25 protein-coding genes and 2 pseudogenes are annotated in these 21,588 nt (G+C 58.1%); 17 read left to right on the forward strand and 10 right to left on the reverse strand.

Annotated features, from left to right (window positions below; all coding sequences use genetic code 11):
* The first annotated feature begins 130 nt into the window (after positions 1–130).
* From moaC to QOM10_RS05175, 4 genes are all read left to right on the forward strand, one after another.
* Complete coding sequence (gene moaC / locus QOM10_RS05160) at positions 131–604, forward strand: cyclic pyranopterin monophosphate synthase MoaC (protein ID WP_016985015.1); 474 nt, start codon at positions 131–133, stop codon at positions 602–604.
* Positions 601–843: a MoaD/ThiS family protein gene (locus QOM10_RS05165; protein ID WP_127925915.1), complete on the forward strand. Its 243-nt coding sequence runs from the start codon at positions 601–603 to the stop codon at positions 841–843. The genes moaC and QOM10_RS05165 overlap by 4 nt, the downstream gene beginning before the upstream one ends.
* Positions 844–846: 3 nt before the next feature.
* Entirely contained in the window at positions 847–1,299 is a 453-nt protein-coding gene (moaE, locus tag QOM10_RS05170; protein WP_016771590.1) for a molybdopterin synthase catalytic subunit MoaE, read from the forward strand.
* A gap of 242 nt (positions 1,300–1,541) precedes the next feature.
* Positions 1,542–2,318, forward strand: a complete 777-nt coding sequence (locus QOM10_RS05175; RefSeq protein ID WP_160038396.1) for an ABC transporter substrate-binding protein — start codon at positions 1,542–1,544, stop codon at positions 2,316–2,318.
* 100 nt (positions 2,319–2,418) lie between these two features.
* Here the strand turns inward: QOM10_RS05175 and QOM10_RS05180 are convergent, their stop codons facing one another.
* The 5 genes from QOM10_RS05180 to QOM10_RS05200 all read right to left on the reverse strand — a co-directional run bounded on the left by QOM10_RS05180 (position 2,419) and on the right by QOM10_RS05200 (position 7,729).
* Positions 2,419–3,045 (reverse strand): transcriptional regulator, encoded by a 627-nt coding sequence (locus QOM10_RS05180; RefSeq protein WP_127925916.1) that lies wholly within the window; start codon positions 3,043–3,045, stop codon positions 2,419–2,421.
* A 93-nt stretch (positions 3,046–3,138) separates the two neighbouring features.
* Entirely contained in the window at positions 3,139–4,266 is a 1,128-nt protein-coding gene (locus QOM10_RS05185; protein WP_316917708.1) for an FAD-binding oxidoreductase, read from the reverse strand.
* A gap of 148 nt (positions 4,267–4,414) precedes the next feature.
* On the reverse strand, positions 4,415–5,359 hold the full coding sequence (locus tag QOM10_RS05190; protein WP_316917709.1) for an ornithine cyclodeaminase family protein: 945 nt from the start codon (positions 5,357–5,359) through the stop codon (positions 4,415–4,417).
* Between the two features lie 137 nt (positions 5,360–5,496).
* Positions 5,497–6,975 carry an ATP-dependent RNA helicase RhlB gene (rhlB, locus tag QOM10_RS05195; RefSeq protein WP_127925919.1) on the reverse strand — a complete coding sequence of 493 codons (1,479 nt, stop codon included), beginning with the start codon at positions 6,973–6,975 and terminating at the stop codon, positions 5,497–5,499.
* 97 nt (positions 6,976–7,072) lie between these two features.
* Positions 7,073–7,729 (reverse strand): alpha/beta hydrolase, encoded by a 657-nt coding sequence (locus tag QOM10_RS05200; protein WP_316917710.1) that lies wholly within the window; start codon positions 7,727–7,729, stop codon positions 7,073–7,075.
* Positions 7,730–8,197: 468 nt separating this feature from the next.
* Here QOM10_RS05200 and QOM10_RS05205 point away from each other — a divergent pair, with 468 nt between their 5' ends.
* The 4 genes from QOM10_RS05205 to QOM10_RS05220 all read left to right on the forward strand — a co-directional run bounded on the left by QOM10_RS05205 (position 8,198) and on the right by QOM10_RS05220 (position 12,358).
* The gene (locus QOM10_RS05205; RefSeq protein WP_127925921.1) at positions 8,198–9,229 is read left to right on the forward strand and encodes an amino acid ABC transporter substrate-binding protein; all 1,032 of its coding nucleotides are present in this window, start codon (positions 8,198–8,200) and stop codon (positions 9,227–9,229) included.
* Positions 9,230–9,295: 66 nt separating this feature from the next.
* Positions 9,296–10,477: an amino acid ABC transporter permease gene (locus QOM10_RS05210; RefSeq protein ID WP_007914329.1), complete on the forward strand. Its 1,182-nt coding sequence runs from the start codon at positions 9,296–9,298 to the stop codon at positions 10,475–10,477.
* A gap of 10 nt (positions 10,478–10,487) precedes the next feature.
* Positions 10,488–11,582: an amino acid ABC transporter permease gene (locus QOM10_RS05215; protein ID WP_007949911.1), complete on the forward strand. Its 1,095-nt coding sequence runs from the start codon at positions 10,488–10,490 to the stop codon at positions 11,580–11,582.
* A gap of 11 nt (positions 11,583–11,593) precedes the next feature.
* Entirely contained in the window at positions 11,594–12,358 is a 765-nt protein-coding gene (locus QOM10_RS05220; RefSeq protein WP_038357653.1) for an amino acid ABC transporter ATP-binding protein, read from the forward strand.
* A gap of 53 nt (positions 12,359–12,411) precedes the next feature.
* Here the strand turns inward: QOM10_RS05220 and QOM10_RS05225 are convergent, their stop codons facing one another.
* Positions 12,412–12,900 (reverse strand): type II toxin-antitoxin system MqsA family antitoxin, encoded by a 489-nt coding sequence (locus QOM10_RS05225; RefSeq protein ID WP_034154577.1) that lies wholly within the window; start codon positions 12,898–12,900, stop codon positions 12,412–12,414.
* Positions 12,897–13,208 carry a type II toxin-antitoxin system MqsR family toxin gene (locus tag QOM10_RS05230; protein ID WP_127925922.1) on the reverse strand — a complete coding sequence of 104 codons (312 nt, stop codon included), beginning with the start codon at positions 13,206–13,208 and terminating at the stop codon, positions 12,897–12,899. Before QOM10_RS05230 ends, QOM10_RS05225 begins: the two co-directional genes overlap by 4 nt.
* Before the next feature lie 166 nt (positions 13,209–13,374).
* Between QOM10_RS05230 and QOM10_RS05235 the strand changes: the two genes are divergently transcribed.
* The 7 genes and pseudogenes from QOM10_RS05235 (at position 13,375) to QOM10_RS05265 (ending at position 17,389) form a co-directional block, all read left to right on the forward strand.
* A complete protein-coding gene (locus QOM10_RS05235; protein WP_127925923.1) occupies positions 13,375–14,034 on the forward strand; it encodes a FadR/GntR family transcriptional regulator in 660 nt (219 codons plus the stop codon).
* Complete coding sequence (locus QOM10_RS05240) at positions 14,024–15,328, forward strand: CynX/NimT family MFS transporter (RefSeq protein WP_316917711.1); 1,305 nt, start codon at positions 14,024–14,026, stop codon at positions 15,326–15,328. Before QOM10_RS05235 ends, QOM10_RS05240 begins: the two co-directional genes overlap by 11 nt.
* A gap of 209 nt (positions 15,329–15,537) precedes the next feature.
* A complete protein-coding gene (locus tag QOM10_RS05245; RefSeq protein WP_007909058.1) occupies positions 15,538–16,008 on the forward strand; it encodes a nuclear transport factor 2 family protein in 471 nt (156 codons plus the stop codon).
* Positions 16,009–16,047: 39 nt separating this feature from the next.
* The gene (locus QOM10_RS05250; protein ID WP_008083651.1) at positions 16,048–16,350 is read left to right on the forward strand and encodes a GIY-YIG nuclease family protein; all 303 of its coding nucleotides are present in this window, start codon (positions 16,048–16,050) and stop codon (positions 16,348–16,350) included.
* A gap of 8 nt (positions 16,351–16,358) precedes the next feature.
* Positions 16,359–16,586: pseudogene (locus QOM10_RS05255) on the forward strand (phage portal protein); the annotation flags it as partial.
* Positions 16,587–16,744: 158 nt separating this feature from the next.
* Positions 16,745–16,972 (forward strand): hypothetical protein, encoded by a 228-nt coding sequence (locus tag QOM10_RS05260; RefSeq protein WP_316917712.1) that lies wholly within the window; start codon positions 16,745–16,747, stop codon positions 16,970–16,972.
* A gap of 159 nt (positions 16,973–17,131) precedes the next feature.
* Positions 17,132–17,389, forward strand: a pseudogene (locus tag QOM10_RS05265) (ogr/Delta-like zinc finger family protein).
* A 33-nt stretch (positions 17,390–17,422) separates the two neighbouring features.
* Here the strand turns inward: QOM10_RS05265 and QOM10_RS05270 are convergent.
* Complete coding sequence (locus tag QOM10_RS05270) at positions 17,423–17,806, reverse strand: DUF6124 family protein (protein WP_127925926.1); 384 nt, start codon at positions 17,804–17,806, stop codon at positions 17,423–17,425.
* Positions 17,807–18,339: 533 nt separating this feature from the next.
* Between QOM10_RS05270 and QOM10_RS05275 the strand changes: the two genes are divergently transcribed.
* On the forward strand, positions 18,340–19,275 hold the full coding sequence (locus QOM10_RS05275; RefSeq protein ID WP_123451880.1) for a glutathione S-transferase family protein: 936 nt from the start codon (positions 18,340–18,342) through the stop codon (positions 19,273–19,275).
* Between the two features lie 102 nt (positions 19,276–19,377).
* Here the strand turns inward: QOM10_RS05275 and QOM10_RS05280 are convergent, their stop codons facing one another.
* Positions 19,378–19,728 carry a glutaredoxin family protein gene (locus QOM10_RS05280; RefSeq protein ID WP_127925927.1) on the reverse strand — a complete coding sequence of 117 codons (351 nt, stop codon included), beginning with the start codon at positions 19,726–19,728 and terminating at the stop codon, positions 19,378–19,380.
* Positions 19,728–20,732 carry a nucleoid-associated protein YejK gene (yejK, locus tag QOM10_RS05285; RefSeq protein WP_127925928.1) on the reverse strand — a complete coding sequence of 335 codons (1,005 nt, stop codon included), beginning with the start codon at positions 20,730–20,732 and terminating at the stop codon, positions 19,728–19,730. The genes QOM10_RS05280 and yejK overlap by 1 nt, the downstream gene beginning before the upstream one ends.
* Before the next feature lie 395 nt (positions 20,733–21,127).
* Between yejK and QOM10_RS05290 the strand changes: the two genes are divergently transcribed.
* Positions 21,128–21,409, forward strand: a complete 282-nt coding sequence (locus QOM10_RS05290) for an HU family DNA-binding protein (protein WP_003221909.1) — start codon at positions 21,128–21,130, stop codon at positions 21,407–21,409.
* Positions 21,410–21,588: the final 179 nt, after the last annotated feature.

A 21,588-nucleotide genomic window follows, 5' to 3' on the forward strand; every position in this document is an offset into this window, starting at 1 on the left:
GGTGTTGAATGTCACACCGCTATCGCGAGCAGGCTCACTCCTACAGGGGATTTGCGGGGTGACGGTAATCTCACTCGCAGAAATTTGACCCGCAGGTTTACAATCCACGCTCCTGATCAGGAGTAATCCCGTGCTGACTCATCTCGATTCCCAAGGTCGCGCCAACATGGTCGACGTCACCGAAAAAGCCGTGACGTTCCGTGAAGCGACGGCCCAAGCGCTGGTGCGCATGCTCCCCGAAACGCTGCAGATGATCGTCAGCGGCGGCCATCCCAAGGGCGATGTGTTCGCCGTGGCGCGCATTGCCGGCATTCAGGCGGCGAAGAAAACCAGCGATCTGATTCCCCTGTGCCATCCGCTGATGCTTACCGGCGTCAAAGTCGAGCTGAGCGCGGATGGCGAAGACACCGTGCGCATCGTCGCCCGTTGCAAACTGTCCGGGCAGACCGGCGTCGAGATGGAAGCGCTGACCGCCGCCAGCGTCGCCGCGCTGACCATTTACGACATGTGCAAAGCTGTCGATCGCGGCATGACCATCGAAAGCGTGCGCCTGCTGGAGAAGGTCGGCGGCAAGAGCGGGCACTTTCAGGCGGAGCAGCCATGAACCTGACCGTGAAGTTTTTTGCCCGTTACCGTGAAGCGCTGGGCGTGGATTCGGTGAAGGTTGAAGGTGATTTCGCTACTGTTGACGACGTGCGAGCGTTGCTGGTGCAGCGTGATGGCGCTGATGTGCTGAGCGAGCAGAATCTGATGTGCGCACGCAACGAAGACCTCTGCCAGCTCGACGAGCCAGTGGTCGATGGCGACGAAGTGGCGTTTTTTCCCACCGTGACCGGAGGCTGAGCCATGGCGATTCGCGTGCAGGCCACGCCGTTCGACCCGGGCGCTGAAGTCAACGCGATGCACGCGGCCAATGTCGGCGTCGGCGCGGTGGTGAGTTTTGTCGGCTATGTGCGCGACTTCAATGATGGCCTGGATGTGGCGGGGATGTTCCTCGAGCACTATCCGGGCATGACCGAAAAAGCCCTCGGCAAGATCGCTGTCGAAGCCGAGCAGCGCTGGCCGCTGCTGAAACTGGAAGTGCTGCACCGCATCGGCGCGCTGGAACCGGGCGAACCGATCGTCTTCGTCGGCGCCGCCAGCGCCCATCGCCAGGCCGCGTTCGATGCCTGCGCCTTCGTCATGGACTACCTGAAAACCCGTGCACCGTTCTGGAAGAAAGAGAACACCAGCGACGGGCCGCGTTGGGTTGAGGGGCGGGACAGTGATCACGCGGCTGCGGATCGCTGGAAGAAATAAACCCTGTGTCGCCCTCTAGTCCGCCATCGCGAGCAGGCTCACTCCTACAATTGGAATGCGTTCCCCCTGTAGGAGTGAGCCTGCTCGCGATGACGTCATCTGCAACACCAAAAACCTCTGTCTTTGCCTGATTGACTGCCTATACATATAAGTCCAATATGGATTTATAAGTACAAAAAAAGTATCTCCCTCCGTTTCAGCTCTTTCTTGCCAAACCAACAACAACCCGCGAGAGAACGAACATGAAGAAACTCCCCCTCATCACCGGTCTTGCCCTAAGCCTGTTGGCCTCCGCCAGTGTGTTGGCCGCCGAACAAACCCTGCGCATCGGCATTGAAGCCGCTTATCCGCCGTTCGCCTCGAAAACCGACAAGGGCGAAATCGTCGGTTTCGACTACGACATCGGCAATGCCCTGTGCGCGCAAATGAAGGTCAAGTGCGTGTGGGTCGAAGGTGAGTTCGACGGTCTGATTCCTTCGCTGAAAGTGAAGAAAATCGATATGGCGCTGTCCTCGATGACCATCAACGAAGACCGCAAGAAGTCGGTGGATTTCAGCCACAAGTACTACTTCACTTCGTCGCGGCTGGTGATGAAAGAAGGCGCCAGCGTTGACGATCAATACGCCAGCCTGAAGGGCAAGAACGTCGGCGTGCAGCGCGCGACCACCACTGATCGTTACGCCACCGAGGTGTTCGAGCCGAAGGGCATCAACGTCAAGCGCTACAGCAACAACGAAGAGATCTACATGGATTTGGCGGCAGGGCGGCTGGATGCGATTTTTGCCGACACCATTCCGTTGAATGACTTTTTATCGATGCCGCGTGGCAAGGGTTATGCGTTCGTCGGGCCTGAGTTGAAGGATCCGAAGTACGTGGGCGAGGGGGCGGGGATTGCAGTGCGCAAGGGTAATGCCGAATTGGTCAGCCAGTTGAATGGGGCCATTGATGGCATTCGCGCGAGTGGCGAATATCAGAAGATTTCCGAGAAGTATTTCAAGTCCGACATTTACGGCGACTGATAGTCCGCTATCGCGAGCAGGCTCACTCCTACATTTGGAATGCGCTCCCCTGTAGGAGTGAGCCTGCTCGCGATGGCGTCAGAGAAATCACCGCAAACCTTTAGCCCTTCATTTCCTTCAAATGCTTGTACACCGTCGCCCGCCCCATGTTCAGCACATTGGCCACATAGTTCGAGGCGCTCTTGCCCTTGAACGCGCCTTCGGCGTGCAGTGCCAGCACCAGTTCACGCTTGTGATCGCGGGTCAGCAGATTCAGGCTCAGCTGCCGTTCGCGCAGCCAGGCGTGGAGGAAGGTGTTGATGCGCTCCTGCCAGTCATCGCGAAACAGTGAGTCCGGTTGCGGGATCAGTTTGCTCGGAGAGAGGAACAGGTCCAGCGCCGCCTTGGCATTTTCGAACAGCGAAATATTCAAGTTGATGCACAGCACCGCCAGCGGCAGGCCTTCGTTGTCGCGCAGGACGCTACTTAGGCTACGGATCTTCTGGCCGTCCCAATTGAGCTTTTCGTACGGACCGATATTACGGTCGCTGACATCCTCGCTGAGCATGTCTTCCAGCGATGAGTCGTCACCGATCTCGCGTTTGGACAGGTTGTTGGCGATGTAATCGACCTTCTGCGTGCGCAGGTCGTGCAGCACCACTTCGGCGTGCGGAAAGAACAGTGTGGCGATGGCATCGGCGATGGCGCGGAAGTTATCCAGCGCCGGGTCGAACTCAGGGGCGGTCATGACAGTGGAGCTCCAGGCAGCGTCAACGCCCCCGTGATCAGGAGGCGCTGCGAGTGTGCCGCAATCCGTTGGGCGCGTCATCCGGATGGACGATCAGGCGAGGCGGGCAGGGGAGAGCATGGCGCTGCTCAGGCCGAAGTCACGCAAGTGCTCGGGCAAAGGCTCGCCGCGCACCAATGCCGCACTGGCCTGGCCCATGGCTGGCGAAGTCTGGATGCCATAACCACCTTGCGCCGCGACCCAGAACAGCCCCGGCACCTGCGGATCGAAACCGCTGAGCAGATCACCGTCGCCGACGAAACTGCGCAGCCCGGCCCACGTGCGGGTCGGGCGGCGGATGGTCAGCGTCGTGGCTTCTTCGATCTGGTAGATGCCCATGGCGATGTCCAGCTCTTCCGGCTGCACGTCGTGGGGCTCGACCGGGTCGGCGTTGGCGGGCGAGCCGAGGAACATGCCGGCGTCAGGCTTCATATAGAAGGATTCGTCGAGGCTGACCAGCATCGGCCAGTGATGAATGTCGACGCCTTCGGGGCCGGCGAAAATAAATGCGGCGCGGCGTTTCGGTTGCAGGCCCAGCGGCTTGGCACCGGCCAAAACGCCGATTTTGTCGGCCCAGGCGCCAGCGGCGTTGATGATCATCGGTGCGCTGAAAGTCTGGCCGTTGGTTTGCACGTGCCAGAGGCCGTCGGCGTCGCGGCTCAGGCCGAGCACTTCGCAATCGGTATGCACTCCACCGTTATTGCGACGGATGCCGCGCAGGTAGCCCTGATGCAAGGCGTCGGTGTCGATGTCGCTGGCACTTGGATCGTAGATCGCACCGTGGACTTTTTCCCGACGCAGGATCGGCAGTCGCGCACAGGCTTCGTCGGCGCTGAGCAATTGCATTTCCGGCACGGTGGCTTTGGCGCTGAGGTATTGGTTGTTCAGTTCGGCGGCGTCACCGGTGAAATCGACGGTCATTTCGCCGCGCGGGGTCAGCAGTGGGTGTTCGCAGAAACCGCTGGGCGGGTTGTCGAAAAACGCCCGGCTGGCCTGGGTCAGCGCGCGTACTTGTGGTGTGCCATAGGCTGCGGTGAACAGCGCGGCGGAGCGTCCGGTGGAGTGATAGGCCGGGTGGGATTCACGTTCCAGCACGAGGACTTTGCCGTGCGGCGACAGCCAGAAACCGGTGGAAGCGCCGGCAATTCCGCCGCCGATGATGATGAAATCTGCCTGGCTCATGAGGTTCTCCAGTGGGTACGCAATATCCAATAGTTCGCTATCCCCTGTAGGAGTGAGCCTGCTCGCGATAGCGGTGTATCAGGCAACAATAATGCTGAATGTAAGACCGCTATCGCGAGCAGGCTCACTCCTACAGGGATATGTGGTGTTAGTGGGTTAAGAGATAAAGCGCATTGGCGAGGGCGATGTCTTCCAGGCCCAAGCCGATTGAACGGAAGAACACGTGACGATCGTAATCCGGGCGCTGCACTTTTTCGCTGAGCAGATCGGCGAGATCACCAACAATTAAATCCTTGCTCCAGCCATGTTGTTCACTGGCAATCAACATCTCACCGGCCGACCCCGGCGTGGTCAGACGATAGTCACAGAACACCTGCATGCCGTTGAGGCTCTGCGGCGGCACTTCGTGGGCGCGTGGGGCATTGGTGCTGATCGAGGTGATCAGCGCCGGTTTGCTCAATGCGGCAGGATCGATCACCGGTCCGGCGGACGAAGTGCAGAGCATGATCACATCGGCCTCGGCGATGGCCGCATCACGGCTGTCAGCGATCTTCAGATTGGGCGTAATGGCTTTCAACAGTGCCTGGGTTTGCGCGTCGGCGGACAGGCTTGGCGAATACAGGCTGATGCTCTGCCAGTCGCGCAGCGACTTCACGTAGTGCAGATGCGCCTGGGCAACCTTGCCGCTGCCAATGATCGCCAGTCGCGAGGCATTCAGCGGCGCTAGGGCGTCGACAGCCACGGCGGTGGTCGCGGCGGTGCGCGCGGTGGTCAGTTCACCGGCATCGCAGAGCAGCAGCGGGTGGCCGGTTTTCATCGACATCAGCAGTGTCCACGCCGTCACCAACGGGCCTTGCTCGCGAACGATATAAGGAGAAGTCTTCACACCGTACACGCCGTCCTCTGCCAGCACCCCCAGATAGTTGATGAAGTCGCCGGCACCCTGCGGGAATTCCACCAGTTGCTGCGCCGGCTGCACGGCGTTTCCGGCAGCCAGGTCTCGGAACAGCTTGCGCAGGATCTGCGGCACATCAATGCGCGCCAGTAACTCGCGGGCCTGGGCTTGGTCGATCACGTGGGGCGTACTGGACATGTCAGGCTCCGAAAATGGAAATCTAAACTCGTTTGTCCATTATGGACTTTTAGTTTTGTCGGGCAAGCACCTGATGAAAATCCGCACGAAAAAAAAGCGCAGTCCGTTGCCGGCTGCGCTTTTCTTTTAAACGTCGTTTACTGCGGACGCTTGCGCTCAACCGCACGCAACAGATGCGTCGGCGGCGTTTCACAGCTGATTTTGCGACCGAGCTTTTCTTCGATGGACGGCAACTGGTAGGAGTCGTCCTCACCGGCGAAGCTGATCGATACGCCATCGGCGCCAGCACGACCGGTCCGGCCGATGCGGTGCACGTAGTCGTCCGGGACTTCCGGCAGGGTGAAGTTGATCACGTGGCTGATGCCGTCGATGTGGATGCCGCGACCGGCCACATCGGTGGCGACCAGTACGCGAATCTTGCCTTCGCGGAAACCTTCCAGGGTCTTTATGCGTTTGTGTTGCGGCACATCGCCGGACAGTTGCGCAGCGTTAATGCCGTCGCGCACCAGACGCTCTTCGATGCGACGCACTTCGTCCTTGCGGTTGGCAAACACGATCACACGTTCCCAGCCGTTATCGTTGACCAGGTTGTAGAGCAGTTTGTATTTGTCGGCACCGGCCACCGCATAGATGTGCTGCTCGACGTTTTCGTTGGCCACGTTGGTGATTTCGATTTCGACGATCGCAGGATCGGTGGTCCACTGCTTGGCGAGGTTCATCACGTCTTCGGTGAAGGTCGCGGAGAACAGCAGGGTCTGGCGTTCGGACTTCGGCGGGGTCTGGCGAATGATCTGCCGTACTTGCGGGATGAAGCCCATGTCGAGCATGCGGTCGGCTTCGTCCAGCACCATCACTTCGACCATGTCCAGGTGCACGTCGCCGCGTTGGTTGAAGTCGAGCAGACGGCCCGGGGTGGCAACGAGGATGTCGCAATGGCGCGCTTCGAGGTGCTTGAGTTGCTTGTCGAAGTCCATGCCGCCAACAAACGTCATGACGTTGAGGCCGGTGTACTTGGTCAGGTCGGCGGCGTCCTTGGCGATCTGCACAACCAGCTCACGGGTCGGCGCGATGATCAGCGCACGGGGTTCACCCATGTAGCGTTCTTTCGGCGGCGGCGTTTGCAGCAACTGGGTGATGATCGAAATCAGAAACGCGGCGGTTTTACCGGTGCCGGTCTGCGCGCGGCCAATGGCGTCTTTGCCGGCGAGGGTGAAGCCCAGCACCTGCGCCTGGATCGGCGTGCAATACGGGAAGCCCAGATCCTGGATGGCGTGCATCAGTTCTGGAGACAGCTTGAAATCGTGGAAGCGGGTTTTGCCTTCCTGTGGCTCGACGACAAAGTCTTCGAGTTTCCACGCAATGACCGGCGCCTTGGGCTTCGGTTCGCGGCGTGGCTTGACCGGTTTCGGCGCTTCGCTGCGGGCAGGTTCGGCGGCGACGGGTGCGGCCGGTGCAGGTTTGGGTGGCTGCTTCGGTGCCGCTACGGGAGCGGGGCGGTCGGCCTGTGGGGCATCGGTGCGATGACCGGGGGCGTGCGACGGCGCACTGGGAACTGGCGCGAGCTGCTCAGCCTCGCTTTTACCGAACATCTTCTTGAGTGCTTTGAGCACGGTCATCTCATCAATTGGTTAAGGAATGTACGCCGGCCAGTGTAATGCAAGAAACGGGCGCGGCGTAGGGGGAGGGATCAAAGGGCGATTTTAATCTCGCCGCTTAGCGCAGGCGCTCGTTCAACCAGACACCGATGTCGCGAATTTCCTCGGGTAACACTTCGTGCTCCATTGGGTATTCCTGCCATGTCACGGTGACACCATGCTTCACCAAATGCTCGTAGGCACTGCGGCCCATCGAGTTTTGCACCACGCCATCGAACTGGCCGTGCAGGCACAGCGCAGGAATCCGCTGTTGACTGGCTGAAAGCTCCATCGCGTCACTGAAGGTCGGCGCATACGTCGACAACGCCAGCACGCCACCCAACGGCCCCTGCCATTTCACAAATGCGGTGTGCAATACGGCCGCGCCACCCTGGGAAAACCCGGCGAGGAAAATCCGCGAAGCGTCTATTCCGCTGGCGCGCTGGTTTTCGATCAATTCGATGATGCGATCCGCCGACGCTTCCAGCTGGTCACGGTCAATCGCCCGCGCCGGGCTCATGGCTTTAATGTCGTACCAGCTCGGCATGGCATATCCGCCATTTATCGTCACTGGAAGTGTGGGCGCCTGCGGCAGCACGAAGCGCGTGCTCAGCAGGCTTTCCTGCAACGCTTCGGCCACCGGCAAGAAGTCGTAGCGGTCGGCGCCGAGGCCGTGCAGCCAGATCACGCAGGCGTCTGCGGGCTTAACAGGCTGAAGAATCAAGGGCTCGGTCATGTCTGCTCCAAAAATGTGCGGGCGCTCTCATTAAGTGCGTGGTTCGAGTGCGCGTCCGGTTGATCCGTTAAGAAGATGTCGCAAGGTTACAAGTTTTGCTATTGACCTGTCGTCGAATCGATTCGGCGAGCGGTGTGGTACGGGCTTTGCTATGGAACGTTCTGTACGAAGCATCCTACGCGTGGCGGTAACACTATCAGTGTACGACCCGCGACGGGATGGCAAAGAATCCGGTGATGGATGTTCGCCAATGGCCGCTACGGGCGCAGCGAACGTGAAAGGGCTACAGCCCGTTCGGCCGATTGGTGAGAAGTGAGTTGTCCATGATGTGGATTTTCTCCTACTAGACTCATAGCGAAGGTCTTACGTCGGTTGACCCCAAAAAAAGCCAACACGGGTCAACAACGCCTCAAAAGGGTGCGACTGGACTCAAGCTCCGACACAACAAGAGCAAAACTGGAGGTTTGAATGAAGATGTTGAAATCCACTCTGGCGATCGTGACTGCAGCAACAGTTCTCGGCGTCAGCGGGTTCGCTCAGGCGGGTGCAACCCTGGATGGCGTGAAGAAGAAAGGTTTCGTGCAGTGTGGCGTGAGCGACGGTCTGCCGGGCTTCTCGGTACCGGACGCGACCGGCAAGATCCTCGGGATCGACGCTGACGTCTGCCGCGCTGTGGCCGCTGCCGTCTTCGGCGATGCGACCAAAGTCAAATTCAGTCAGTTGAACGCCAAAGAGCGCTTCACCGCGCTGCAATCGGGCGAGATCGACATCCTGTCGCGCAACACCACCATGACCAGTTCCCGTGACGCGGGCATGGGCCTGAAATTCCCGGGCTTCATTACCTACTACGACGGCATCGGCTTCCTGGTAAACAACAAACTGGGCGTGAAAAGTGCCAAAGAGCTGGACGGTGCAACCATCTGCATCCAGGCCGGTACCACCACCGAGCTGAACGTTTCCGACTACTTCCGTGGCAACGGTCTGAAATACACCCCGATCACTTTCGACACCTCCGATGAAAGCGCCAAGTCGCTGGAATCCGGTCGTTGCGACGTGCTGACCTCCGACAAGTCCCAGCTGTTCGCCCAGCGCAGCAAGCTGGCTTCGCCGAAGGACTACGTGGTTCTGCCGGAAACCATTTCCAAAGAACCGCTGGGCCCGGTCGTACGTAATGGCGACGACGAGTGGCTGGCCATCGTCCGTTGGGTAGGCTACGCGCTGCTCAACACCGAAGAAGCCGGTATCACTTCGAAGAACGTCGAAGCGGAAGCCAAGTCGACCAAGAACCCGGACGTCGCCCGTATGCTCGGCGCTGACGGCGAGTACGGCAAAGACCTGAAGCTGCCGAAAGACTGGGTGGTGCAGATCGTCAAACAAGTCGGCAACTACGGCGAAATCTTCGAGAAAAACCTCGGCAAGAGCACTCCGCTGGAAATCGACCGCGGCTTGAACGCCCTGTGGAACAACGGCGGCATTCAGTACGCACCACCAGTGCGCTAATGGTTCTATCGCCCGGCGGGCCAACCGCCGGGTGATGTTCTTGTTCCATTTTTTCCGGGGCACTTCATGCAAAATTCAATCGGCGCACCAAAGCAGAGGCTCAGCCTCAGCGATCCACGAGTGCGTGCGTGGCTATTCCAGATCATCACCGTTGTGGCGGTGGTCTCGCTGGGCTGGTACCTGTTCGACAACACGCAAACCAACCTTCAGCACCGGGGCATTACCTCCGGTTTCGGCTTTCTGGAGCGCAGTGCCGGGTTCGGCATCGCTCAACACCTGATCGACTACACGGAAGCGGACAGCTATGCCCGTGTGTTTGTCATCGGTCTGCTCAACACCCTGTTGGTGACTGTGATTGGCGTGGTTCTGGCGACGATCCTCGGTTTCATCATCGGTGTAGCGCGGCTGTCGCAGAACTGGATCATCAGTAAACTGGCGACGGTGTATGTGGAAGTGTTCCGCAACATTCCGCCGCTGCTGCAAATCCTGTTCTGGTACTTCGCGGTGTTCCTGACCATGCCGGGACCGCGCAACAGCCACAACTTCGGCGACACCTTTTTCGTCAGCAGCCGTGGCCTGAACATGCCGGCCGCATTGGCTGCGGACGGGTTCTGGGCGTTCGTGATCAGCATCGTGGTGGCCATTGTCGGTATCGTGCTGATGACGCGCTGGGCCAACAAGCGCTTTGAAGAAACCGGCGTGCCGTTCCACAAGTTTTGGGTGGGCCTGGCGATTCTGCTGGTGATTCCGACCTTGTGCGCACTGATCTTTGGCGCACCGCTGCACTGGGAAATGCCCGAGCTCAAAGGCTTCAACTTTGTTGGCGGCTGGGTGCTGATCCCGGAACTGCTTGCCTTGACCCTGGCCCTGACCGTGTACACCGCGGCGTTCATCGCCGAGATCGTGCGTTCCGGGATCAAGTCGGTCAGCCATGGCCAGACTGAGGCGGCGCGTTCCCTCGGCCTGCGCAACGGCCCGACCCTGCGCAAGGTGATCATTCCGCAAGCCCTGCGCGTGATCATTCCGCCACTGACCAGCCAATACCTCAACCTGGCGAAAAACTCTTCGCTGGCGGCCGGTATCGGTTACCCGGAAATGGTGTCGCTGTTCGCCGGCACGGTGCTTAACCAGACCGGTCAGGCGATCGAAGTGATTGCCATCACCATGAGCGTGTACCTGGCGATCAGTATCAGCATTTCCCTGCTGATGAACTGGTACAACAAGCGCATTGCGCTGATCGAGCGGTAAGGAAAAGCGCATGAGTACTCATACTTTCAAACCCGACATGCCCCCACCGAACAGCAGCATCGGCGTGGTGGCGTGGATGCGCGCGAACATGTTCTCCAGCTGGCTCAATACCTTGCTGACGCTGTTTGCGTTCTACCTGATTTATCTCGTGGTGCCACCGATCCTCAGTTGGGCGATTGTCGATGCCAACTGGGTCGGCACCACCCGCGCCGACTGCACCAAGGAGGGCGCCTGCTGGGTGTTCATTCAGCAGCGTTTCGGCCAGTTCATGTACGGCTATTACCCGACGGAACTGCGCTGGCGCGTCGACCTGACCGTGTGGCTGGCGGTGATCGGCGCGGCGCCATTGTTCATCTCGCGTGTGCCGCGTAAAGCGATCTACGGGCTGAGCTTCCTGGTGTTGTACCCGATCATTGCTTTCACCCTGCTGCACGGCGGTTTCGGTCTGACCCCGGTGGCGACCAGCCAGTGGGGCGGCCTGATGCTGACTCTGGTGATCGCCACAGTCGGTATTGCCGGTGCGTTGCCGCTGGGGATTGTGCTGGCGCTGGGTCGACGTTCGAACATGCCGGCGATTCGTGTGGTCTGCGTGACCTTTATCGAATTCTGGCGCGGCGTGCCGTTGATCACGGTGCTGTTCATGTCTTCGGTGATGCTGCCGCTGTTCCTGCCGGAAGGCATGAACTTCGACAAACTGCTGCGGGCACTGATCGGCGTGATCCTGTTCCAGTCGGCCTATGTCGCCGAAGTGGTGCGCGGCGGTCTGCAAGCGATTCCCAAAGGTCAGTACGAAGCGGCTGCGGCGATGGGCCTCGGTTACTGGCGCTCGATGGGCCTGGTGATTCTGCCGCAAGCCCTGAAGCTGGTGATTCCCGGCATCGTCAACACCTTCATTGCGCTGTTCAAGGACACCAGTCTGGTGATCATCATCGGCCTCTTTGACCTGCTCAACAGCGTCAAGCAAGCCGCTGCCGATCCGAAATGGCTGGGCATGGCCACCGAAGGCTACGTGTTCGCCGCCCTGGTGTTCTGGATTTTCTGTTTTGGTATGTCGCGCTATTCCATGCATCTGGAACGCAAGCTCGACACTGGCCACAAGCGTTAGGAGTTGTGTAAATGAGTGAAGCAATCAAAAAGCCTGCAGGTCCTGAAGGCATTATTCAGATGCAGGGCGTCAACAAGTGGTACGGCCAGTTCCACGTGCTCAAAGACATCAACCTCAACGTCAAACAGGGCGAGCGTATCGTCCTGTGCGGGCCGTCGGGTTCCGGCAAGTCGACCACGATTCGTTGCCTCAATCGTCTGGAAGAACACCAGCAGGGCCGCATCGTCGTCGACGGCGTGGAACTGACCAACGACCTCAAGCAGATCGAAGCGATCCGCCGCGAAGTCGGCATGGTGTTCCAGCACTTCAACCTGTTCCCGCACCTGACCATTTTGCAGAACTGCACCCTGGCACCGATGTGGGTACGCAAGATGCCCAAGCGCAAGGCCGAGGAAATCGCCATGCATTACCTGGAACGCGTACGCATTCCAGAGCAGGCGCATAAATTCCCGGGGCAATTGTCCGGCGGTCAGCAACAGCGTGTGGCAATCGCCCGTGCCCTGTGCATGAAGCCGAAAATCATGCTGTTCGATGAACCGACTTCAGCGCTCGATCCGGAGATGGTGAAGGAAGTACTCGACACCATGATCGGTCTGGCTGAAGACGGCATGACCATGCTTTGCGTGACTCACGAAATGGGCTTTGCCCGCACCGTGGCGAACCGTGTGATCTTCATGGACAAGGGCGAAATCGTTGAGCAGGCGGCGCCGAATGACTTCTTCGATAACCCGCAGAATGAGCGGACGAAGTTGTTCTTGAGTCAGATTTTGCATTGATGGTTTGTGTGTAAATCAAACCCGGCCTTGTGCCGGGTTTGTTTTTTTGTGGGTCAGGAAACGGTGAGGGTTTCGTGTTCCTTGTGTACGGTGTGCGTGAAACCTCGCAGGTCTGCGCCTTCAGCCAAGGTCTGGATATCGACGAGCATGTAGGGATGACGATCCAATAGACGCATCAGCAGCACCAATGCTTTGGGTGGAAGTAACTCGCCGCGTTCGTAGCGAGAGAATGCGTTATGCCCGCCACCAGAGAGCAGTTGCACCGTCTCTTTCTGCGTCAGGTGCAATTTGCGTCGAATACGTTTCATCTCGGCGCCGATCATTTGTCTGCCAGCGAGAACCAGCTCGTCACCGGCATCACAATAACGCTCAGCACTATCGGTGTCGAAATCCCATTCCACTTCACCGCACTTCTGGCACTCCCAACCAGATAAATCGTCTACTCGGCGCTCCATGCCTTTGACACTCAGGGTTTCTCCGCGACCCTGGAAATGCCTCATTCCCTCACGTGCACCGCAGCTGACACATTGCTGGGTTTTCATGGGTTTTTCTCCTTGAAGGAGATTACCGGTGGGCTGCCGCCGGGGCGGTAGGTCACCTTGATGTAAATCTCCTGATCTCGTGAATTGATGTGATACCCGTCTTGCCAGATTCGATGATCGTCATAAGTAGTCATCGATTTGTACAACATCCTGGTTTGTAGCTCGAAAACGATCTCTAGCATTTCGCTGAGGTTGAAGCCGAGCTTCTCCGCTGATTTGACCGAAGCTTTGGTGAAAGCTTTTTGACCTAACCGCCTCACCTCAGCCTTGATCACCGCCAGCTCATAATGGGGTGTGTTCTTTTCCATAAGAAACCAAAACCCTGTCCCTGAAATTACCCTTAAAGGGTAATTTTCACCAATCGATAATACCGCTTCATGTGTCTCCGATTGACCCTAGGTGGTTGCCGTCCTACACGGGTCTGACTAACATGTCAGAAAATTCATCCTATGATTGGATGAAAGGGCGAATCCTATGTCAGACATTTCTCCACTCATCAAACGATCCCTGGTCGATCAGGCCCTGGATCAACTTCGTCAGCGCATCAACAGCGGTGCCTGGCAGGTCGGCGAGCGATTGCCGACAGAACCCGAGCTCTGCGCCGAGTTGGGCATCAGCCGCAACACCGTGCGCGAAGCCATGCGCGTGCTGGCGTTTTCCGGACTGATCGAGATTCGTCAGGGCGATGGCAGTTACCTGCGCGCAGTGGTCGATCCGATGGATACCCTGAAAGCGCTGTCGCAATGCTCGCTGGAACAGGCACGGGAAACCCGCCACATCCTCGAAGTCGAGGCCATCGGCCTGGCGGCGTTACGTCGTACCGAAGAAGACCTCGTCGCATTGCGCGAGGCGCTCGGCACCAGCGGCAGTCACTACCACGGCGATCTCGACACCTACATTGCTTGCGATCTGGTGTTTCACCGCCGTTTGGTCGACGCCGCGCACAACCCGACCCTCAGCGAGCTGTATCGCTATTTCTCCAGCATCGTCGGCGCGCAATTGCGCCAGACCCTGAACATCGTCCCGCGCCGTCAGGAAGTGTTCGACCTGCACATCGCGTTGCTCGATGCGGTCGAGCAAAGCGACCCGGAACGGGCCAAAGCCCTGTCGAGGCAGTTGATCAATGAACCTTGAAACCGAAAAATCCATGTCCCGCAACGAGATATCCACAACCCCCAAGCGCACGGCAGAACTTGAAGAACTGCTGATCGACGCCGAGGCCGATGACGAACAAGTGCAACAAAGCCATCCGCTGGTGCGCCGGCCGTGGTTGTTGCTGCTGGGTCTGATTCTGGTGGCGCTGAATTTGCGCCCGGCGCTGTCGAGCATGGCGCCGCTGCTCAGCGACGTATCCAAAAGCCTCGGCTTGTCGGCGGCTCAGGCCGGTCTGCTGACCACGTTGCCGGTGCTTTGCCTCGGTTTGTTTGCACCCTTGGCGCCTATTCTGGCGCGACGTTTTGGCGCTGAGCGGGTGGTGCTGGGGATTTTGTTGGCGTTGGCCGGCGGTATCATTTTGCGCAGCAACTTCGGTGAGATCGGCTTGTTCGCCGGCAGCGTATTGGGTGGCGCGAGCATCGGCATCATCGGTGTTCTGTTGCCGGGAATCGTCAAGCGCGACTTCGCCAAACACGCCGGCACTATGACGGGCGTCTACACCATGGCGTTGTGTCTGGGCGCGGCGATGGCGGCCGGTTCCAGCGTGCCGTTGAGTGAGCATTTTGGTGGGAGTTGGTCGATGGGCCTGGGCTTCTGGGTGATTCCGGCATTGGTTGCAGCGGTGTTCTGGCTGCCGCAAGTCGGGCAGAAACATGGCGCGCACAATGTCGCCTATCGCGTGCGCGGTCTGCTGCGTGATCCGCTGGCCTGGCAGGTGACCTTGTACATGGGCCTGCAATCGTCGCTGGCCTACATCGTCTTCGGCTGGTTGCCGTCGATTCTGATTGGGCGTGGACTGACACCGACTCAGGCCGGTCTGGTGTTGTCCGGTTCGGTGATCATTCAACTGGCCAGCTCGTTGGCCGCGCCATGGCTGGCCACGCGTGGCAAGGATCAGCGTCTGGCAATCGTTGTGGTTATGGCACTGACCCTCGGCGGTCTGTTCGGTTGCCTGTATGCGCCGATCGAAGGCCTGTGGGGCTGGGCGATTCTGCTGGGTCTGGGGCAGGGCGGTACGTTCAGTCTGGCGTTGACGCTGATCGTGCTGCGCTCGCGGGATTCCCATGTCGCGGCGAACCTGTCGAGCATGTCTCAGGGCTTCGGTTACACCCTCGCGTCCATGGGGCCGTTTGCGGTCGGCGTGGTGCATGACTGGACCGGCGGTTGGAATGCGGTGGGCTGGATCTTTGGCATCATCGGTACTGGTGCGATCATCGCCGGGCTTGGCGCCGGGCGTGCGCTGTACGTGCAAGTGCAAAGCGAAAAAATCTGAATGCACTGATTTTAAATGTGGGAGCGAGCCTGCTCGCGAAGGCGATTTTACATTCAATATCTGTGTCGACTGACACGCCGCTTTCGCGAGCAGGCTCGCTCCCACATGGGTTTTGCGTGCTGCAGGTATTCGGTGTGCGAATGCCGATAGTGTTTCTGCGCATTGCAGATTATCGTGCTGGCAATCTGTACCTATTTTGGAGATTGCCCATGAGCGAAGCCCACGCCGCGTTGATCACCCGCTTCTACCAGGCCTTCCAGCGCCTCGATGCCGAAGCCATGGCCGCCTGCTACACCGATGACGTAGTGTTCAGCGATCCGGCCTTCGGTGAACTGCGCGGGCGCGATGCCGGCGACATGTGGCGCATGCTCACCACTCGCGCCAAGGACTTCTCCCTGACCTTCGACAACGTCCGCGCCGATGAGCGCAGCGGCGGCGCGCATTGGGTCGCGACCTACCTGTTCAGCCAGACCGGCAACGTCGTGGTCAACGATATCCAGGCCCGCTTCGTGTTCCGTGACGGCAAGATCTGCGAGCACCACGATCACTTCGACCTGTGGCGCTGGTCGCGTCAGGCGCTGGGTTTCAAGGGCCTGCTGCTGGGCTGGACGCCGTTGGTGCGCAACGCCGTGCGTGCACAGGCATTGAAGGGACTGAAGGCATTTCAGGCCGGTCGCTGATAAGATCGCCGCCTGTTTCCTACACGTCTTGATCCCGAAGTGACCAGTCTTAGCGAAAAATCTGTCGATGTCGCCGAACCGGTGAGCAAGTCCTGGTTCGTCTACCTCGTTCGCGCCGCCAATGGTTCGTTGTACTGCGGGATCAGCGATGATCCGGTGCGCCGTTTCGCCAAGCATCAAAGCGGCAAAGGCGCGCGGTTCTTCCTCTCCAGCCCGGCAATGGCGCTGGTCTATACCGAGTTGTGTCGCGATAAAAGCGATGCGCTGCGCCAGGAGCGGCTGATCAAAAAGCTGCGCAAGAGCGCCAAGGAATGTCTGGTCGCGTCTTATCAGTCTGACTGATTGCAACAAAAGACGAGTTCGAGCGCATCAAGAACATCACGCGCAATGACGTGATCGCGGCGTGGCGAATGAACGCAGCGCTGGGGGGGATGCCAGAGAATGCGGCGGGGTTTGGTGATATCGAGAAAATAGATCGGGTTTATATAAATAATTAGATACGACCGATTAGCCAGTTGTTCAAGCAGATGAACAGATCTCTGCGACATGACAGGCAAATTTATTGGTCGGATTTATAGTAAATCAATTATATTAATAGAAATTTAAATCGCAAAATCAACTAAAGACCTGTCAGGTTTGACAGTGGTTTTGATCTTCTTTTAATGACAGGCTAAAGGCTCCAGTCTTACCAATACTAAGACTTTAATTTAACTGGCTAGTGCTTAGGAGCTTCAAAATGTCGAAGACAGCAGAGTTTCCGATCGTGAAAACAGTTGATACGGAGGTGTCCGTTAGGGATAAGTTTGCGAAAGACTATGGGGTGTCTACTCCAATAGTTGAGGTTCGTCTCGACTGGGCGCGAAACATGGCCACGGTTGTTTATGATGATATTCAGCTTAGCGCGCGTGGAGTTGGAACTTACAGCGCGTCCTCAATAGAAAAAACGACAACTATCAAAAGATGATTGTATTCTTGTCTTTTAGTGTTGGTTTGTCGGTGGGTGCAGAGTTTGCATTTATCAATTAGCGTGTGCTGCTGTTTTTAAAGGCTTTAGGGGTAAGTTGACGAGGAGTGGATTTAATGGTGTTAGAATTTAGGTTTGGTCACGTCTGAGTCGGTCTAAATGATGGTGAACTGCAAAGCCTGTGATGAGAAAGGTCGGATTGTTTCTCGAGAAGAGCTTTCATTGGAGTTCGCTCGACTTTACTGTCAGTGCGGTTCGACTGCATGTGGGCATACTTGGGTCACTAATCTTACATTTTTACGCACACACTCAATCCGCCTGCTCAAGCAGTTGATCGCCTACTGTTCGACCGACTACGAGCTTTACCACGCGAAAAAACAACATGATTTATTTGAGCAACTTAGGTCTTTACTATAGTGGCGAGAGTACACCTCTCGCCACTAATTTCATTTACTCAGTGGGTACTAATTTATCCACAACCTGATTGACTGCCATCTCGGCCACCATGACGATTTGCGCTATGCCTTGCAGTGTTTTACGGCGGGGCCCTTCTAACTGGCCGGCAAAATCATTGAGCATCACACTCGCCGATCCCAAGGTTTCGCACGCGTCGACCAACAGGGATTCGGCGTCCGATTGCGGGTTGGCCATGTAGAGGCGGTTGGGTTGATAGGGGGTGTCCATGATCCGGGCCGTGGGTGGACCTAAATAATGGTCGAGTGCGCGTTCGGCGGCTTCGTTGAGTTTTCTCGAATCGGGGGATTCGTATGGCGACGTCGGATGGGTGATGGTTGCCGAGTCTATGACCGGTGGGTTTGGCGTTACTTTAAACATGGTGACTAACCTCTTTGAGGCCGCAAGCCCTAAGCCGCTAAGCGAAAGGGTGGCGGCTATGCGCAAGTTAGCGGACCGGTAGTCACCAAAACCCGGCGCACCCGAAGGTGCCATGCGCACAGCCACCATCAAGTGCAGGCGAATGCCCGACTGGATAGACATGTGCAACCGTAGTGACTAGCTGAGCCGCTAAGCTCGATCACTGGAAATCAGTGACGGTTCCAAGTTACGCAGCCAGTCCAAGGCGCACAAGCCGGCGGATTCTGGCGTACGCGTAGGCAGCGGCGCAAGAATTTGTGGGCCTTTGCGCGTAACACTGAGTGTCTTTAAACGAATTATAAAAATAGCGTGTAATTACCGACGAGTTCCAAGACTTTATCTGTCAGGCAATGCCCTGATGCCATGTCTCGGTACCGCGATCACGGCAGAGCTCTTATCAATCTGACTGATCAGTTCCCATCAGGCAGATCTGTAGGCTGCTAAGCAAATGCACGCTAAGCTGCTGGCTCACTATCTGAGCGGCGGAGCCGAGCATGTCCGAGTTGATTCTGCATCATTACCCGACCTCTCCATTTGCCGAGAAGGCCCGCCTGCTGCTGGGCTTCAAAGGCTTGTCGTGGCGCTCGGTGCATATTTCGCCGGTGATGCCGAAACCGGATCTGACCGCCCTGACCGGTGGCTATCGCAAGACCCCGGTGCTGCAGATTGGCGCTGATATCTATTGCGACACCTCGCTGATCGCCCGTCGTCTGGAGCAGGAAAAGGCGTTGCCGGCGTTCTTCCCCGAAGGTCAGGAGTTTACCGCCGCCAGTTTTGCCACATGGGCTGACTCGGTGGTGTTTCAACATGCGGTGAGCCTGGTGTTTCAACCGGAATCGGTGGCGGTGCGCTTCGCCAAGTTGCCGCCGGAAGCGATCAAAGCTTTTATTGCCGACCGCGCTGGTCTGTTCAGTGGTGGCAGCGCCACGCGTTTGTCTGCTGAACAAGCCAAGCACCAGTGGCCGACGATCATGGCGCGGCTGGAGCAGCAGTTGCAGCGCGAGCAGGGCGACTTCCTGTTCGGCGAACCGTCGATTGCCGACTTTGCACTGGCGCATCCCATGTGGTTCCTGAAAGCGACTCACGTCACTGCACCGCTGGTGGATGAGTATCCGGCGGTTGCAGCCTGGTTGGGCCGAGTGCTGGGCTTTGGCCATGGCGCGGCGAGCGCGATGACCTCGGAAGAAGCGCTGGAGGTGGCACGCAACGCGACACCGGCGGCATTGCCGGATGAGCAGTTCGTAGATCCGAACGGCTTCAAGGCTGGGCAGCAGGTGGCGATCGCCGCGACCGATTACGGAGTTGATCCGGTGGTGGGTGAGTTGCTGTTTGCCGGTAGCGAAGAGTTGATCATTCGTCGCGAAGACGAGCGTGGCGGCGTGGTGCATGTGCACTTTCCGCGTTTTGGTTTCCGTATCGAAGCCCGCTAAAGCTCCATTGTGGGAGCGAGCCTGCTCGCGAAAGCGGTATGTCGGACAACAACAGTGTTGAATGATCAGCCGTCTTCGCGAGCAGGCTCGCTCCCACATTGGTTACTTCAGGGCGGCGAGGATTTCGTCCGGGTCAAATCCGCGAATCAACGTACCGTTCACATCAATCAACGGAATCCCGCGCCCACCCAATGCCTCGTACGCCTTGCGCGCCTCGGCATCCTTCTCGATGTCGAACTCCTGGAAGGGAATCCCCTTGCTGTCGAGAAAACGTTTGGTCTGCTTGCAGTAGCCGCACCAGTCGGTGGCGTAGAGCACGACGTTGGCTTGGGCCCGCGTCTGCTCTGCAACCATCTGCGACGGATTGAACACCCGCTCGATCTTGCCCCAGTTCTGATAGACCACGACCACCAGCAGAACCAGCGCAACCTTCTTCAGCACTTTGCCGAGCATCAGTTACGGCGCTTCAGCTGATCGGTGAGCGACGTTGGCAGGCCTTTGATCACCAGCGTGCCCGCCTCTTCGTCGTACTCGATCTTCGAACCCAGCAGATGCGCTTCAAAGCTGATCGACAGGCCTTCGGCGCGCCCGGTGAAGCGGCGGAATTGATTCAGGGTGCGTTTGTCCGCCGGAATCTCGGGCGACAGGCCGTAATCCTTGTTGCGGATGTGATCGTAGAAGGCTTTCGGGCGTTCTTCGTCGATCAGCTCGGACAACTCTTCCAGACCCATCGGTTCGCCGAGTTTGGCCTGGCTGCTGGCGTAATCGACCAGGGTTTTGGTCTTCTCGCGAGCGGATTCTTCCGGCAGGTCTTCGCTCTCGACGAAGTCGCTGAACGCTTTGAGCAGCGTGCGCGTCTCGCCCGGGCCGTCGACACCTTCCTGGCAGCCAATGAAGTCGCGGAAGTATTCCGACACCTTCTTACCGTTCTTGCCCTTGATGAACGAGATGTACTGCTTGGACTGCTTGTTGTTCTGCCACTCGGAGACGTTGATCCGCGCCGCCAGGTGCAGTTGGCCGAGGTCGAGGTGGCGCGACGGGGTCACGTCCAGCTCATCGGTCACCGCCACGCCTTCGCTATGGTGCAGCAGGGCGATGGCCAGGTAGTCGGTCATGCCTTGCTGATAGTGGGCGAACAGTACATGGCCGCCGACCGACAGGTTCGATTCTTCCATCAACTTTTGCAGGTGCTCGACCGCGACCTTGCTGAACGCGGTGAAGTCCTTGCCGCCTTCCATGTATTCCTTCAGCCAGCCGCTGAAGGGGAATGCACCGGATTCCGGGTGGAACAGACCCCAGGCTTTGCCCTGTTTGGCGTTATAGTTCTCGTTGAGGTCGGCGAGCATGTTCTCGATGGCTGCAGACTCGGCCAGTTCCGTGTCACGGGCGTGCAGAACTGCGGGTGTGCCGTCGGGTTTTTTGTCGATCAGGTGGACGATGCAATGACGGATCGGCATGGGCTTCTCGGCTGTTGGAAGGGAGGAGGGCAGGCTCCCCCGAAAAAGCGCCCAGTGTACCGCAACCACTGGTTTTGGCGCGGGTTGTAGGGCAAAACCGGGGCGCGCACTGACGCATATGCAGTTTTTTACCGATTTAGCGCAATAAAGCTGACCAAATGGGTAGCTAGAGGCGGATATTTCCCCGTCTCTGTGCTAGTTTTGCCCGGTCTTACGCGAAGTCACTGCGTTAAGCGTGCAATCAGCATTTGTCAGGTCGAACCAAACCCTGATTTCGGTATCTATAACCCGACTCGTCGTGGTTATCGCCGAGGGTGCCAGATCCAGAAGATCGGGCTCGATGGCTGACACTGCACTCTGCAATCCATATGAATTTGATAGGGAAGGAACACTACATGGCTCTTACTAAAGACCAACTGATCGCCGACATCGCTGAAGCTATCGACGCGCCGAAAACCACCGCGCGTAACGCTCTGGACCAACTGGGCCAAATCGTTGCCGATCAGCTGGAAAACGGCGGCGAAATCACCTTGCCAGGTATCGGCAAGCTGAAAGTGACCGAGCGTCCTGCCCGCACTGGCCGTAACCCTTCGACTGGCGCTGCCATCGAAATCCCTGCGAAGAAAGTGATCAAGCTGGTTGTGGCCAAAGGCCTGACCGACGCTGTGAACAAGTAAGACGCAGCGATAAAAAAACCGTGCTCCGGAGTGATCCGGGCACGGTTTTTTTGTGTCTGCGATTTGGTGGCTGAATCGCAGGGCCAGTGTGGGAGCGAGCCTGCTCGCGAATGCAGTGGTTCAGTCTCCTTCAATACCGACTGACCTACCGCTTTCGCGAGCAGGCTCGCTCCCACAGG

This window comes from Pseudomonas sp. P108 (genome assembly GCF_032613195.1).
Classification (GTDB): Bacteria; Pseudomonadota; Gammaproteobacteria; order Pseudomonadales; family Pseudomonadaceae; genus Aquipseudomonas.

What these genes read in the sequence shown, in the direction of transcription:
- QOM10_RS05240 (WP_316917711.1), top strand. Translation starts at nt 14,024, where the DNA reads ATGAACCTTGAAACCGAAAAATCCATGTCCCGCAACGAGATATCCACA.
- QOM10_RS05210 (WP_007914329.1), top strand. Translation starts at nt 9,296, where the DNA reads ATGCAAAATTCAATCGGCGCACCAAAGCAGAGGCTCAGCCTCAGCGAT.
- QOM10_RS05245 (WP_007909058.1), top strand. Translation starts at nt 15,538, where the DNA reads ATGAGCGAAGCCCACGCCGCGTTGATCACCCGCTTCTACCAGGCCTTC.
- QOM10_RS05185 (WP_316917708.1), bottom strand. Translation starts at nt 4,266, where the DNA reads ATGAGCCAGGCAGATTTCATCATCATCGGCGGCGGAATTGCCGGCGCT.
- moaE (WP_016771590.1), top strand. Translation starts at nt 847, where the DNA reads ATGGCGATTCGCGTGCAGGCCACGCCGTTCGACCCGGGCGCTGAAGTC.
- QOM10_RS05280 (WP_127925927.1), bottom strand. Translation starts at nt 19,728, where the DNA reads ATGCTCGGCAAAGTGCTGAAGAAGGTTGCGCTGGTTCTGCTGGTGGTC.
- QOM10_RS05215 (WP_007949911.1), top strand. Translation starts at nt 10,488, where the DNA reads ATGAGTACTCATACTTTCAAACCCGACATGCCCCCACCGAACAGCAGC.
- QOM10_RS05260 (WP_316917712.1), top strand. Translation starts at nt 16,745, where the DNA reads ATGTCGAAGACAGCAGAGTTTCCGATCGTGAAAACAGTTGATACGGAG.
- QOM10_RS05175 (WP_160038396.1), top strand. Translation starts at nt 1,542, where the DNA reads ATGAAGAAACTCCCCCTCATCACCGGTCTTGCCCTAAGCCTGTTGGCC.
- QOM10_RS05205 (WP_127925921.1), top strand. Translation starts at nt 8,198, where the DNA reads ATGAAGATGTTGAAATCCACTCTGGCGATCGTGACTGCAGCAACAGTT.
- QOM10_RS05270 (WP_127925926.1), bottom strand. Translation starts at nt 17,806, where the DNA reads ATGTTTAAAGTAACGCCAAACCCACCGGTCATAGACTCGGCAACCATC.
- QOM10_RS05290 (WP_003221909.1), top strand. Translation starts at nt 21,128, where the DNA reads ATGGCTCTTACTAAAGACCAACTGATCGCCGACATCGCTGAAGCTATC.
- QOM10_RS05220 (WP_038357653.1), top strand. Translation starts at nt 11,594, where the DNA reads ATGAGTGAAGCAATCAAAAAGCCTGCAGGTCCTGAAGGCATTATTCAG.
- QOM10_RS05190 (WP_316917709.1), bottom strand. Translation starts at nt 5,359, where the DNA reads ATGTCCAGTACGCCCCACGTGATCGACCAAGCCCAGGCCCGCGAGTTA.
- QOM10_RS05180 (WP_127925916.1), bottom strand. Translation starts at nt 3,045, where the DNA reads ATGACCGCCCCTGAGTTCGACCCGGCGCTGGATAACTTCCGCGCCATC.
- QOM10_RS05275 (WP_123451880.1), top strand. Translation starts at nt 18,340, where the DNA reads ATGTCCGAGTTGATTCTGCATCATTACCCGACCTCTCCATTTGCCGAG.
- yejK (WP_127925928.1), bottom strand. Translation starts at nt 20,732, where the DNA reads ATGCCGATCCGTCATTGCATCGTCCACCTGATCGACAAAAAACCCGAC.
- QOM10_RS05165 (WP_127925915.1), top strand. Translation starts at nt 601, where the DNA reads ATGAACCTGACCGTGAAGTTTTTTGCCCGTTACCGTGAAGCGCTGGGC.
- QOM10_RS05230 (WP_127925922.1), bottom strand. Translation starts at nt 13,208, where the DNA reads ATGGAAAAGAACACACCCCATTATGAGCTGGCGGTGATCAAGGCTGAG.
- QOM10_RS05225 (WP_034154577.1), bottom strand. Translation starts at nt 12,900, where the DNA reads ATGAAAACCCAGCAATGTGTCAGCTGCGGTGCACGTGAGGGAATGAGG.
- rhlB (WP_127925919.1), bottom strand. Translation starts at nt 6,975, where the DNA reads ATGACCGTGCTCAAAGCACTCAAGAAGATGTTCGGTAAAAGCGAGGCT.
- QOM10_RS05235 (WP_127925923.1), top strand. Translation starts at nt 13,375, where the DNA reads ATGTCAGACATTTCTCCACTCATCAAACGATCCCTGGTCGATCAGGCC.
- QOM10_RS05200 (WP_316917710.1), bottom strand. Translation starts at nt 7,729, where the DNA reads ATGACCGAGCCCTTGATTCTTCAGCCTGTTAAGCCCGCAGACGCCTGC.